Source organism: Arthrobacter cavernae, from assembly GCF_017368795.1.
In the GTDB taxonomy this organism is placed as follows: Bacteria; Actinomycetota; Actinomycetes; order Actinomycetales; family Micrococcaceae; genus Arthrobacter; species Arthrobacter cavernae.
Genome location: NZ_JAFNLL010000024.1, coordinates 21806 through 33859 on the forward strand (window position 1 = coordinate 21806; position 12054 = coordinate 33859).

Annotated in this window: 11 protein-coding genes; 1 reads left to right on the forward strand and 10 read right to left on the reverse strand. The window is 67.3% G+C overall.

Translation table 11 applies throughout. The features are described 5' to 3' along the window. Nucleotides 1-2: 2 nt before the first annotated feature. From mihF to pyrR, 8 genes are all read right to left on the reverse strand, one after another. Nucleotides 3-320: an integration host factor, actinobacterial type gene (gene mihF, locus J1902_RS10665; RefSeq protein WP_207616236.1), complete on the reverse strand. Its 318-nt coding sequence runs from the start codon at nt 318-320 to the stop codon at nt 3-5. A gap of 176 nt (nt 321-496) precedes the next feature. After that, nucleotides 497-1363 (reverse strand): orotidine-5'-phosphate decarboxylase, encoded by an 867-nt coding sequence (gene pyrF, locus J1902_RS10670; protein ID WP_207616237.1) that lies wholly within the window; start codon nt 1361-1363, stop codon nt 497-499. Beyond that, complete coding sequence (gene carB, locus J1902_RS10675) at nt 1356-4685, reverse strand: carbamoyl-phosphate synthase large subunit (RefSeq protein WP_207616238.1); 3330 nt, start codon at nt 4683-4685, stop codon at nt 1356-1358. The genes pyrF and carB overlap by 8 nt, the downstream gene beginning before the upstream one ends. Continuing rightward, complete coding sequence (carA, locus tag J1902_RS10680; RefSeq protein WP_207616239.1) at nt 4685-5926, reverse strand: glutamine-hydrolyzing carbamoyl-phosphate synthase small subunit; 1242 nt, start codon at nt 5924-5926, stop codon at nt 4685-4687. Before carA ends, carB begins: the two co-directional genes overlap by 1 nt. Further along, nucleotides 5907-6425 carry a PH-like domain-containing protein gene (locus J1902_RS10685; protein WP_207616240.1) on the reverse strand — a complete coding sequence of 173 codons (519 nt, stop codon included), beginning with the start codon at nt 6423-6425 and terminating at the stop codon, nt 5907-5909. The genes carA and J1902_RS10685 overlap by 20 nt, the downstream gene beginning before the upstream one ends. After that, nucleotides 6425-7792, reverse strand: a complete 1368-nt coding sequence (locus tag J1902_RS10690; RefSeq protein ID WP_207616241.1) for a dihydroorotase — start codon at nt 7790-7792, stop codon at nt 6425-6427. Before J1902_RS10690 ends, J1902_RS10685 begins: the two co-directional genes overlap by 1 nt. Beyond that, nucleotides 7792-8805 (reverse strand): aspartate carbamoyltransferase catalytic subunit, encoded by a 1014-nt coding sequence (locus tag J1902_RS10695; RefSeq protein ID WP_207616242.1) that lies wholly within the window; start codon nt 8803-8805, stop codon nt 7792-7794. Before J1902_RS10695 ends, J1902_RS10690 begins: the two co-directional genes overlap by 1 nt. After that, nucleotides 8802-9386: a bifunctional pyr operon transcriptional regulator/uracil phosphoribosyltransferase PyrR gene (gene pyrR, locus J1902_RS10700; RefSeq protein ID WP_207616243.1), complete on the reverse strand. Its 585-nt coding sequence runs from the start codon at nt 9384-9386 to the stop codon at nt 8802-8804. Before pyrR ends, J1902_RS10695 begins: the two co-directional genes overlap by 4 nt. 203 nt (nt 9387-9589) lie before the next feature. On the opposite strand from pyrR, the gene J1902_RS10705 reads away from it, so the two are divergent. Further along, a complete protein-coding gene (locus J1902_RS10705) occupies nt 9590-10846 on the forward strand; it encodes a PrsW family intramembrane metalloprotease (RefSeq protein WP_207616244.1) in 1257 nt (418 codons plus the stop codon). A gap of 146 nt (nt 10847-10992) precedes the next feature. Here the strand turns inward: J1902_RS10705 and nusB are convergent, their stop codons facing one another. Further along, nucleotides 10993-11403, reverse strand: a complete 411-nt coding sequence (gene nusB / locus J1902_RS10710) for a transcription antitermination factor NusB (RefSeq protein WP_207616245.1) — start codon at nt 11401-11403, stop codon at nt 10993-10995. Beyond that, the gene (efp, locus tag J1902_RS10715) at nt 11403-11966 is read right to left on the reverse strand and encodes an elongation factor P (protein WP_207616246.1); all 564 of its coding nucleotides are present in this window, start codon (nt 11964-11966) and stop codon (nt 11403-11405) included. Before efp ends, nusB begins: the two co-directional genes overlap by 1 nt. Nucleotides 11967-12054 lie beyond the last annotated feature (88 nt).

Sequence of the window (12054 nt, forward strand, 5' to 3'; positions counted from 1 at the left end):
CTTTACTGGGTATCCATAAAATCTACCAGCGCCCGGGCCTGGTGGATTCCCAAGCCCCTGACGCGGCGCGAGGCGGCGATTCCGATGTCGGCCATGATGGCGGCCGCCCGGACCGGGCCGATGCCCGGAAGGGCTTCCAGAAGCTCGATGATGCGCATGCGGGCAATAGCTTCGTCGCTGGCGCCGCTCCGGATCAGCTCGGCGACACTCAGTTCCCCGCGCTTGAGGCGTTCCTTGGCCGCCGCACGGGCGGCCCGGGCCTTGGCGGCCTTCTCCAGGGCGTCGGAACGCTCCTGCGGTGTCAATGCCTTCAGACTCACGGAACACTTCCCCCTCCGGTCGGACGCCGGGCCCGGCAATATGGACTGCTCCCGAAGCTACCGCCTAGCCACATGCAGCGCAATGAAAATGGCCCGGGATGAATCAACGCCGGGTCACCTACGGCCCATGTGGGCGCCCCGGATGGGCCGTAAGCGACCCCGCGTTGCAGGAGGTGTCAGGCTGCGAGCAATCCGTCCAGCGTTTCCTGCGTCGCCGCACGGAGACCGGCCAAGGACGGCCCGGCAGCCAGGATGCCGCGGCTGGACGTGGCCAGCACTGATGGGTAGGCGTTCCCGAAGGTCGCCCGCAGATCCGCCGGCGTGGCGCCCTGGGCACCAAGCCCCGGGGCCAGGAGCGGACCGCGGACGGCGCCGAGATCGACGTCGAGATCCTGCAGCGCGCTGCCGATGGTCGCACCGACCACGAGCCCCACCGAGCCCAGGCTGCCGGCGTACCGCTGGTTCTCCACGGCGGCCGCTGCCGCGATCCGGCGGGCCACGGAATCCGCGCCGCCAACATGCTGCACAGACTTGCCCTCCGGGTTGGACGTCAGCGCCAGCACAAAGACTCCACGGCCATATTCAGCGGCGAGGTCCAGGGCAGGGCGCAGGGACTCAAAGCCCAGGTACGGGCTCAGCGTGACCGAGTCCGCGGCCAAGGCCGAACCATCGCGCAGCCACGCGTCGGCATAGGCCGCCATGGTGGAGCCGATGTCGCCGCGCTTGGCGTCGGCGATGCTCAGCACACCGGCGTCGGCAGCCGCCGCCAGGGTGCGCTCGAGCACGGCCATGCCGGCGGAGCCATGCCGTTCGTAGAGGGCCACCTGCGGCTTCACCGCGGCAGCGAGCGAAGCCACAGCCTCCACGACCGTGAGCGAAAAGCGCTCCAGCGCGGCGACGTCGTCGTTCAGTCCCCAGTCCGCCAGGAGGCCCGGGTGCGGGTCAATGCCCACACACAAGGGACCCCTTGCGGCCATGGCCGCGGCCAGCCGGGAGCCGAACGCCTCCCGGGCCGGCCGCTGGGCAGCTGCGCCCTCAGGCATTCTGCGCGGCTGCATTCTGTGAGACTGCACTCTGCGAGGCCGCCAGGTTGGCCGCGTGCTCCTGCAGGCTGGTGACGGACCATTCGTAGGTGCGCATGGCCTCGATGGCCTGTACAGCCGCGTTGAACTCGGCCACCGTGGTGATGCAGGGGATGCCGATGGACGTGGCTGCGGCGCGCAGGGCGTAGCCGTCACTGCGGGCCTCGCCACCGGAGGGGGTGTTGAAGACCATGTCGATCTCGCCGGCAATGACGAGGTCGGCGATGGTGCCTTCGCCCTCGGCGCTGCTGCCCTCTGCCACCTTGCGGACCGTGCTGGCCTGGATGCCGTTGCGGCGCAGGACCTCGGCGGTGCCGCCGGTGGAGACGATCTCGAAGCCGAGGTCCGAGAGGCGCTTGACGGCCATGATGACCGCACGCTTGTCACGGTTGGCCACGGAGACGAAGATCTTGCCTTCCGTGGGCAGGGCGTTGTTCGCGGCGGCCTGGCTCTTGGCGAAGGCGGTATCGAAGTGCTTGTCGATGCCCATGACTTCACCGGTGGAGCGCATTTCCGGGCCGAGCAGGGAGTCCACGACCTTGCCTTCCGGGGTGCGGAAGCGGCTGAACGGCAGCACGGCTTCCTTGACGGAGACCGGGGCGTCCAGCGGCAGGGTGGAACCGTCGCCCGTTTCCGGCAGCATCTTGTAGGCGGTGCGGAGCTGGTGGATGGTCACGCCGGTGCCGATGAGGGCCGCGGCCTTCGCCATCTGGACACCGGTGGCCTTGGAGACAAACGGCACGGTGCGGGAGGCGCGCGGGTTGGCTTCCAGAACGTAGAGCACATCGGAGGCCAGCGCGAACTGGATGTTGATGAGGCCGCGGACGCCCACGCCCTCGGCGATGGCGCGGGTTGCCGTGCGGACACGTTCGATCACGTTGTTGCCCAGCGTGATCGGGGGCAGGACACAAGCGGAGTCGCCGGAGTGGATGCCGGCTTCCTCGATGTGTTCCATGATGCCGCCGAGGTACATGTCCGTGCCGTCGAAGAGCGCATCGACGTCGATTTCGACGGCGTCCTCCAGGAAACGGTCGATCAGCACCGGGTGGTCCGGAGTGATCTCCGTGGCGTTGGCGATGTAGCGGGACAGGTTGGCCTCGTCGTAGACGATTTCCATGCCGCGGCCGCCGAGCACGTAGGACGGGCGGACCAGGACGGGGTAGCCGATTTCGTCGGCGATCTTCTTGGCGTCCTCGAAGGAGACGGCGGTGCCGTTCTTCGGGGCGATCAACCCGGCGTTGTCCAGCACGCGGGAGAATTCGCCGCGGTGCTCGGCGAGGTCGATGGCCTCGGGCGAGGTGCCCAGGATCGGCACGCCGGCGTCGGCCAGCTGCTGGGCGAGCTTGAGCGGGGTCTGGCCGCCGAGCTGCACGAAGACGCCCATGACGCCGCCGGTGCGTTCTTCGGCCGCGATGACCTCGAGGACGTCCTCAAGGGTCAGCGGTTCGAAGTACAGGCGCGTGGAGACGTCGTAGTCCGTGGAGACGGTTTCCGGGTTGCAGTTGACCATGACGGTCTCGTAGCCGGCCTTGCGCAGCGCCATGGAGGCGTGGACGCAGGAGTAGTCGAACTCGATGCCCTGGCCGATGCGGTTGGGGCCGGAGCCGAGGATCAGGATGGACGGCTTGGCGTGCAGCGCCACCTCGTCCTCCTCGTCATAGGAGGAGTAGTGGTACGGCGTGTACGCGGCGAATTCGGCGGCGCAGGTGTCCACTGTCTTGTAGACGGGACGGATCCCCAGGGCCTGGCGGACTCCGCGGACCACGGCCTCGGAGTTGTGCGTCAGGGCACCGATCTGCTCGTCCGAGAAGCCGTGGCGCTTGGCGTTCTTCAGCATGTCCTGCGTCAGGGTCTTGGATCCGCGGATCTCCTGGGCGGTTTCGTTGAGCAGCTGCAGCTGGTCAAGGAACCACGGGTCGATCTTGGTGGCGGCGTAGAGCTCCTCGGCGGTGGCGCCGCCCAGCAGGGCCCGCTGCACCTGGTAGAGGCGCTCGGTGGTGGGCCGCTTGGCCTTCTCGATGAGCTCGGCGACGTCGTATTCCGGTACCGGGCTGAAGTCGAACTGGGAGCCCTTCTGTTCCAGGGAGCGGAGGGCCTTCTGCAGCGCTTCGGTGAAGTTGCGGCCCATGGCCATGGCTTCGCCCACGGACTTCATGGTGGTGGTCAGCGTGGGGTCCGCAGCCGGGAACTTCTCGAAGGCGAAGCGCGGAACCTTGACCACGACGTAGTCGAGCGTCGGCTCGAAGGAGGCCGGCGTCTTCTGGGTGATGTCGTTGGGGATCTCGTCCAGGGTGTAGCCCAAGGAGAGCTTGGTGGCGATCTTGGCGATGGCGAAGCCGGTGGCCTTCGATGCCAGGGCCGAGGAGCGCGAAACACGCGGGTTCATCTCGATGACGACGACGCGGCCGGTGTCCGGTTCGATGGCGAACTGGATGTTGCAGCCGCCGGTGTCCACACCCACCTCGCGGATGACGGCGATGGAGATGTCGCGCAGGCGCTGGTATTCGCGGTCCGTCAGGGTCAGCGCCGGGGCAACGGTGATGGAGTCGCCGGTGTGGACGCCTACGGGGTCGAAGTTTTCGATGGAGCAGACCACAACGACGTTGTCGTTCTTGTCGCGCATCATCTCGAGCTCGTATTCCTTCCAGCCGAGGATGCTCTCTTCGAGCAGGACCTCGGAGGTCGGGCTGTACTGCAGGCCCTGGCCGACGATGCGGCGCAGGTCCTCTTCGTTGTACGCCAGGCCGGAGCCCAGGCCGCCCATGGTGAAGGAAGGGCGGACCACCATCGGGTAGCCAAGGTCCTCAGCGGCCTTGAGGGCCTCGTCCATGGTGTGGATGATGTGGCTGCGGGCCGACTCTGCACCGCAGCGTTCCACGACGCCCTTGAACTTCTCGCGGTCTTCGCCGAGTTCGATGGCGGCGATGTTGGCGCCGATGAGCTCCACGTTGTACTTCTCCAGCACACCGTTCTTGTCCAGGGCGATGGCCGTGTTGAGGGCCGTCTGGCCGCCCAGGGTCGGCAGGAGTGCGTCCGGGCGTTCCTTGGCGATGATCTTTTCGACGACCTCGGGGGTGATCGGCTCGACGTAGGTGGCGTCGGCGAACTCGGGGTCGGTCATGATGGTGGCCGGGTTGGAGTTCACGAGGATGACGCGCAGGCCCTCCTCCTTGAGGACGCGCAGCGCCTGGGTGCCGGAGTAGTCGAACTCGGCTGCCTGGCCGATGACGATCGGGCCGGAACCGATGACAAGGACGCTCTTGAGATCTGTACGCTTGGGCATTACTTCGTGTCCTCAGTCTTGGTTTCGGTGGTGTTTGCGGCGCCGGACTTCGTCTCGGCCATGAGCGCGATGAAGCGGTCGAAAAGGTACGCGGCATCGTGCGGGCCGGCCGCGGCCTCGGGGTGGTACTGGACCGAGAAGGCGGGGATGTCGAGGCAGGCGAGGCCCTCAACGACGTCGTCGTTCAGGCTGACGTGGCTGACCTCGACGCGGCCGTACCGCTCCTCGGGGGCCACGGTGGCGCCGTTCATCGGGGCGTCCACGGCAAAGCCGTGGTTCTGGGAGGTGATCTCCACCTTGCCCGTGCGGCGGTCCATGACCGGCTGGTTGATGCCGCGGTGGCCGTAGCGCAGCTTGTAGGTGCCGTAGCCCAAGGCACGGCCCAGGATCTGGTTCCCGAAGCAGATGCCGAAATACGGCAGCTTCTCGTCCAGCACCGAGCGGAGCAGCGAGACCTGGCGGTCGGCCGTGGCGGGGTCGCCGGGTCCATTGGACATGAAGAAGCCATCCGGGTTCACTGCCTTGACCTCGTCCAGGGTGGCGGTGGCCGGCAGGACGTGGACGCGGACGCCGCGTTCGGCGAAGCGGATGGGCGTCATGGCCTTGATGCCGAGGTCGATGGCGGCGATAGTGAACGCGGGCTCACCGTCCCAACCGTGGTCCTTCGGCTCAACGATGTAGGCCTCGTCCACGCTGACTTCCTCGGCAAGTCTGGCGCCTTCCATGGGGGCGCTGGCCAGGACGATGTCCAGTAGTTCCTTGTCCGTGGCGGTGGCGGCGTCGCCGGAGAAGATGCCGGCGCGCATGGTCTTGTGCTCGCGCAGGTGGCGGGTGATGGCACGGGTGTCGACGCCCTGGATGCCCACGATGCCCTGCTCGACGAGTTCCTCGTCGAGGCTGCATTCGGAGCGCCAGTTGGAGGGGCGGCGGGCGGCGTCGCGCACGATGTAGCCGGCAACCCAGATGCGGCGGGATTCAGCGTCTTCGCTGTTGACGCCGGTGTTGCCGATGTGCGGTGCGGTCTGCACCACGAGCTGGCGGGCGTAGGAGGGGTCGGTGATGGTCTCCTGGTAGCCGGTCATGCCGGTGGCGAAGACCGCCTCACCGAGGGCGGTGCCCTGCGCACCGTAGCTGCGTCCGCGGAACATGCGGCCGTCTTCCAGAACCAGAACGGCTGCTGTGGAGGTGGGTGTGGTCACTGCGTTACTATCCGTCACTTTGTTACTTTCCACTATCGGCATCTGCCTGAGGGGCTGCGGAGATCAATTCTTGGAGGGCGTCGAGGAGGGGCTGTTTGTCGGCGGCGTGCCGGGCCCGGAAGCCGGTGTCCAGCCCGCGGCCGCCCAGCTTCCAGCTGATGACCACCAGCCCATCCTTCTCGACGAACTTGCCGGCCATGCCGTTGTCCTCGCGGCTGCCCTCGAGGGCTGCACGCGGGATGAACACCGGCGCGGCACGCGGGCGGTCGAACAGCACGCCCTCGGCGTGGATGCTCACCTCCGCATTGCTGCGGATCCCGAGTCCCTGCACGGCGATCCGGTCAAGCCAGTCGCCCGCCGTGGTGGTGGCCACGTACTGGCCGTCCACGACGACGGCGGCCGGGCTCAGTTGTGCCGGCACCTCCGGGAGGCGTTCGACGTCGGACTGCCGCCTGAGCCGGTTCCGCCACCCCGCCGCGACGAGCGCGAAGGCGATGACGATGACCGACAGGACGAGCAGGCCGGGGAGGATTTTGTCCATCAGTTCCCGCTGACTGCCCCGGCGGCACCGGTTGTTTCCTGGTATGCCGGGTAGCGGTAGGGGGCGTTGAGCTTGCCGTCCAGGACGGTGGGGTGGCCCCTGAAGAAGGTGGCCACGACGGCGCCGGGCAACTCCTTGCCCTTGAACGGTGAATTTCGGCCCATGGTCGCCATCTTATGGGGATCCACGGTCCAACGGGCAGCCGGGTCCACGAGGATGAGGTTGGCGGGCTCGCCGGCCTCAAGCGGGCGGCCCTGGTCTGCCACCCGGCCGATGACGGCCGGGGCGATGGAGGTGACCCGGGCGAAGTCGTCCCAGCCCATGAGTCCGGTTTCGATCATGGTTGCCTGGACCACGGACAGCGCGGTCTCCAGCCCCGTCATGCCCATGGCGGCCTGCGCCCACTCACATTCCTTGTGCTCGCTCGGGTGCGGGGCGTGGTCGGTGCCCACGACGTCGATGGTGCCGTCGGCGAGGCCGGCGCGCAGGGCCTGGACATCGGCGTCGGTGCGCAGCGGCGGGTTGACCTTGTAGACGGGGTCGTAGCTGCGGACGAGGTCGTCGGTGAGCAGCAGGTGGTGCGGGGTGACCTCGGCGGTGACGTTGATGCCCCGCGCCTTGGCCCAGCGGATGATCTCGACCGATCCGGCGGTGGACACGTGGCAGACGTGCAGGCGCGAGTCGACATGCTGGGCGAGCAGGACGTCGCGGGCGATGATGCTTTCCTCAGCGACGGCCGGCCAGCCGGCGAGGCCGAGCACAGCGGAGACGGCGCCTTCGTTCATCTGGGCCCCGGCGGTGAGGCGGGGTTCCTGCGCGTGCTGGGCTACGACGCCGTCGAACGCCTTGACGTACTCCAGGGCGCGGCGCATCAGCACGGGGTCGTGGACGCAGATCCCGTCGTCGGAGAACATGCGCACCTGGGCGCGGGAGTCGGCCATGGCGCCGAGCTCTGCGAGCTGCTCGCCGGCCAGCCCCACGGTGACGGCACCGACGGGACGGACGTCCACCCAGCCGGCGGCGCGGCCCAGGCTGTGGACCTGCTCCACCACGCCGGCGGTGTCCGCGACAGGGTTGCTGTTGGCCATGGCGTGGACTGCGGTGAAGCCGCCCAGTGCTGCGGCGCGGGTACCGGTCTCTACGGTTTCGGCGTCTTCGCGGCCGGGTTCGCGCAGGTGGGTGTGCACGTCCACCATGCCGGGCAGGGCCACCAGGCCGGCGGCCTCGATCACGGTGGCGCCTGCGGCGGCGCTGTGGGTGGCTGCTCCGGTGCCGCGTTCGACGATGACTCCGGCACTGATCAGCAGGTCCTCGGCGGCACCGCCAAGAATGGCTGCTCCACGGATCAGGTAAGTGTTCTCTGCCATCAGTGGCTCTCCTTGCTGGGCTGGTTTGCAGCATTGGTGGTGGCTGCTTCGCGGGAGTCCCCGGAGAGCAGCAGGTACAGGGCGGCCATGCGGACCGACACACCGTTGCGCACCTGCGCCAGGACGGTGGACCGGGGCGAGTCCGCGGCGGCCGAGGAAATCTCGAGCCCGCGGTTCATGGGGCCGGGGTGCATGATGATGGTGTCCTTGAGGCCAAGGTCATCCAGGGCCCGCAGGCGGGCGTCATCGAAGCCCCAGCGGCGCGAGTATTCGCGGGTGGACGGGAAGAAGGAGGCGTTCATGCGCTCCCCCTGGACCCGCAGCATCATCATCGCGTCCACGCCCGCGGCGAGGGTTTCGTCCAGGTTGTAGCTGACCTTGCAGGGCCAGTGCTCGACGCCGACCGGCAGGAGCGTGGGCGGGGCAACGAGTGTGACGTCCGCACCGAGGGTGCGGAGCAGCCAGACATTGGAGCGCGCCACGCGGGAGTGCAGGACATCGCCGGCGATCGCCACGCGCATGCCCCGCAGGTCCACGCCGGTGGACGCCGTGCCGTGGAGCTGCGACCAGTGGCGGCGCATGGTGAAGGCGTCCAGGAGGGCCTGGGTAGGGTGTTCGTGCGTGCCGTCGCCGGCGTTGATGACGGCGGCGTCGATCCAGTCCGTGGCTGCCAGGCGGTACGGGGCACCGGAGGCCCAGTGCCGGATGACGACGGCGTCGGCGCCCATGGCCGCGAGGGTCTGGGCGGTGTCCTTGAGCGACTCGCCCTTGGAGACCGAGGAGCCCTTGGCAGCAAAGTTGATGACGTCCGCGGAGAGGCGCTTGGCCGCGGCTTCGAAGGAGATGCGGGTGCGGGTGGAGTCTTCGAAGAAGAGGTTCACCACGGTGCGGCCGCGCAGGGCGGGCAGCTTTTTGACCTCGCGGTCGCCGACGGCGGACATTTCCTCAGCGGTGTCGAGGATCCTGATGGCGTCGACGGCGCTGAGGTCTTCGGTGGAGAGCAGGTGTTTCATGCGCCGGCCTCGATGACTACTTCGTTGACGGGGACGCCGTCCACGGAGTCGAGCTCCTCAAGGTGGACGCGGACCTTTTCCGAGGAGGAGGTGGGCAGGTTCTTGCCCACGTGGTCTGCGCGGATGGGCAGTTCGCGGTGGCCGCGGTCAACCAGGACGGCGAGGCGCACGATCCGGGGGCGCCCGATGTCCACCAGGGCGTCAAGGGCCGCACGGATGGTGCGCCCGGAGTACAGGACGTCGTCAATCAGGACAACAACCTTGTTGTCGATGCCGGACAACGGCAGCCGGGTGCGGTGCAGGGGCCGCGTGGGCTGGTGCGAGAGGTCGTCACGGAACATGGTGACATCGAGCTGGCCGACGATCACGGCAGCGTCGACCGAAGGGTCTGCGGCGGCGATCTTGTTGGCGAGGCGCACGGCGAGCGGATAGCCGCGGCGCGGGATGCCCAGCAGGACCAGGTCCTGGGAGCCCTTGTTGGACTCGAGGATCTCATGGGCGATACGAGTCAGCGCACGGTCGATGTCGGCCTGGTTGAGGACAACCCGCGACGGCAGCTGCGCTGAAGTGACTTCAGTCATCGCTCGTCTCCCCTTTCCCCGCCTCACGGGACGGAATTAAAAAAGGACATTGCCCCACAAAACTACCACAATGGCCGTCCGGGGAAGCCCGGAAGCCCGCCCTGGGCACTGCGCTTAAGGTCACATCCCCGGCGGCTCCCCGGGCCCGGCGCCAGGGCCGCGCCGCCTTGGATCCGGGGGTTGCCCCGCATAGGCTCGTGGCCATGACGATGAACCAACCCGGGCATCACGGTGGTCCGCGGCCCTACCCCCGCCCCTACCTGGAGCCCGGTGCGAATCCAACCTGGATGGGCCGCGTGGACCCCCGGAACTACCAGCCGGCGCCCGGCAACCCGGCAGCGCTCCCCCAGCCCGTCTGGCCAGGTCCGGAGGCCGCGCGGCGGCGCTTCCCGGCGTCGAGCACCCTGCCCCTGCTGGTGACCGGGGGCGTGCTCGCATTCCTCAGCCTCCTGCTGGTGGTTCCGTTCCTGCTGGGCAGCACGGGCGTGGCGGGCTTCGTCATCGGATTCATCGCCTCACTGGTCCCCTTGTCCGCCGTACTGCTGACCGTATTCCTCATTGACCGCTGGGAACCCGAGCCCAAACGGCTGCTGTGGTTCGCCTTCAGCTGGGGTGCGGCCGTCTCCATCGCCGGAACACTGCTGATCCAGCCGCTCTTCGTCCTGGCGGCACCCACCGCGGACAAAGCCGAGTTCCAATACTTCATGGCCACCGTGCAAGCACCGATCGTTGAGGAATTCACGAAAGCGCTGGGTCTGCTGCTCCTGCTGCTGGGGGCCCGGAAGTACTTCGACGGGCCCGTGGACGGCGTGGTCTTCGCCTTCACGATTGCTGGCGGTTTCGCGTTCACGGAGAACATCCTCTATTTCGGCCGGGAAATTGCCGAATCCAGCGATCCCGGCACGGACCTTGTCAGGATCTTCATCCTGCGCGGCGTCATGTCGCCGTTCGCGCATGCGCTGTTCACGAGCACCACCGGGCTCATCATGGGGTTTGCGGCGCGGCGGTGGCACCCCGGCTATTCGGTGCTGGCCTTCTTCATCGGCCTGCTACCCGCCATGTTCCTGCACAACCGATGGAACAGCATGGGTGGGGACTTCCTGGTGGAGTACTTCGTGGTGCAGGTTCCCATCTTCCTGATGGCTGCACTGGGCATCGTGTTCCTGCGCCTCGCTGAGGGCAAGCTCACCCGGCAGCGGCTGCTGGAGTATGCCAGGGCGGGCTGGTTCACACCCGCCGAGGTGGACATGCTGGCCACGGCCCGGGGCCGCAAGGCCGCCATCCGCTGGGCCGCATCAAGCGGCCGTGCCGCCCAGATGCGCGCCTTCATCAAGGCTGCCACAGCCCTGGCCTGCACCCGGCAGCGGATCCTGAGCGGGCGCGACGTGCCGGTCCACCAGCAGGACGAGCTCGGCCAACTGGCCGGCGTCCCGCAATTGCGGGCTGCCGTCCTGGCCTGAAGTCCTGGCCTGAGTTCCGGGGCGGCGGCCACCCGGCCCCGCCCGCCCGCCCGGAAACGCAAAGAGGGCCCGTGGCTGCAGTTTCCTGCGGCCACGGGCCCTCTTGCGGTATCAGCGTCGTGTTTTCGCCTGTGCTGTACCGATGCCTACGCGAGCAGGGACGGCTTGAGCTTCTGCAGACGGCCAAGGAGGCCGTTGATGAAGGCCGGCGACTCGTCCGTGGACATGGTCTTGGCCAGTGCCACCGCTTCGCTGACAGCCACGCCGTCCGGAACCTCGTCATTGTAGAGAAGTTCCCAGGTGCCGATGCGCAGGATGATCCGGTCAACGGACGGCATGCGGTCCAAGGTCCAGCCCTGGGCATAGGTCTGGAGGAATTCGTCGATGGTGGCCTGCCTGGACACAACACCTTCAACGATTTCCACCGTGTAGGGGTTGATCACCAGATCCGTCTTCTCCCGGCGCGCCCTGAGCGCATCGAAAGCCGAGACGGAGCGCTGCTCCGCCTCGAAAAGAACTTCAAGGGCCCGGCTACGGGCCTTACCGCGGGCACTCACTAGTCGTTGACCCGGCCCAGGTAACTGCCGTCGCGGGTGTCGACCTTGACCTTGGTGCCCTGCTCAACGAACAGCGGAACCTGGATCTCGTAGCCGGTTTCAACGGTGGCAGGCTTGGTGCCGGCCGAGGAACGGTCACCCTGCAGGCCCGGCTCCGTGTAGGTGATTTCCAAGACAACGCTTGCCGGCAGTTCGATGTAGAGCGGGATGCCCTCGTGGATGGCGATGTTGACCATCTGGTTTTCGAGCATGAAGTTGGTGGCATCGCCGACCGTTGCACCCGAAACGTGGATCTGGTCGTAATCCTGGGTGTCCATGAAGACGAAGTCTTCGCCATCCTGGTACAGGTACTGGTAGTCGCGGCGGTCAACCGTGGCGGTCTCGATCTTGAGGCCGGCGTTGAAGGTCTTGTCGACTACCTTGCCGGACATGACGTTGCGCATCTTGGTGCGAACGAAGGCGCCGCCCTTGCCAGGCTTCACGTGCTGGAACTCGATGATGTTCCAGAGCTGGCCCTCAAGCTTAAGGACGGTTCCATTCTTGATGTCGTTTGTGGTTGCCACTCGTATCCTCAGGTTTCTCTCACTGGTTCTAGCTGCCAGCTGTTTATGCCAAGCAAGCATGCCAAACGGCCCGCCAGCGCGTATTTAT

Excerpts from the sequence above, each read along its gene's own strand:
- pyrF (WP_207616237.1), bottom strand. The coding sequence starts at position 1,363 with ATGCCTGAGGGCGCAGCTGCCCAGCGGCCGGCCCGGGAGGCGTTCGGC.
- carB (WP_207616238.1), bottom strand. The coding sequence starts at position 4,685 with ATGCCCAAGCGTACAGATCTCAAGAGCGTCCTTGTCATCGGTTCCGGC.
- carA (WP_207616239.1), bottom strand. The coding sequence starts at position 5,926 with ATGCCGATAGTGGAAAGTAACAAAGTGACGGATAGTAACGCAGTGACC.
- J1902_RS10685 (WP_207616240.1), bottom strand. The coding sequence starts at position 6,425 with ATGGACAAAATCCTCCCCGGCCTGCTCGTCCTGTCGGTCATCGTCATC.
- J1902_RS10690 (WP_207616241.1), bottom strand. The coding sequence starts at position 7,792 with ATGGCAGAGAACACTTACCTGATCCGTGGAGCAGCCATTCTTGGCGGT.
- J1902_RS10695 (WP_207616242.1), bottom strand. The coding sequence starts at position 8,805 with ATGAAACACCTGCTCTCCACCGAAGACCTCAGCGCCGTCGACGCCATC.
- pyrR (WP_207616243.1), bottom strand. The coding sequence starts at position 9,386 with ATGACTGAAGTCACTTCAGCGCAGCTGCCGTCGCGGGTTGTCCTCAAC.
- J1902_RS10705 (WP_207616244.1), top strand. The coding sequence starts at position 9,590 with ATGACGATGAACCAACCCGGGCATCACGGTGGTCCGCGGCCCTACCCC.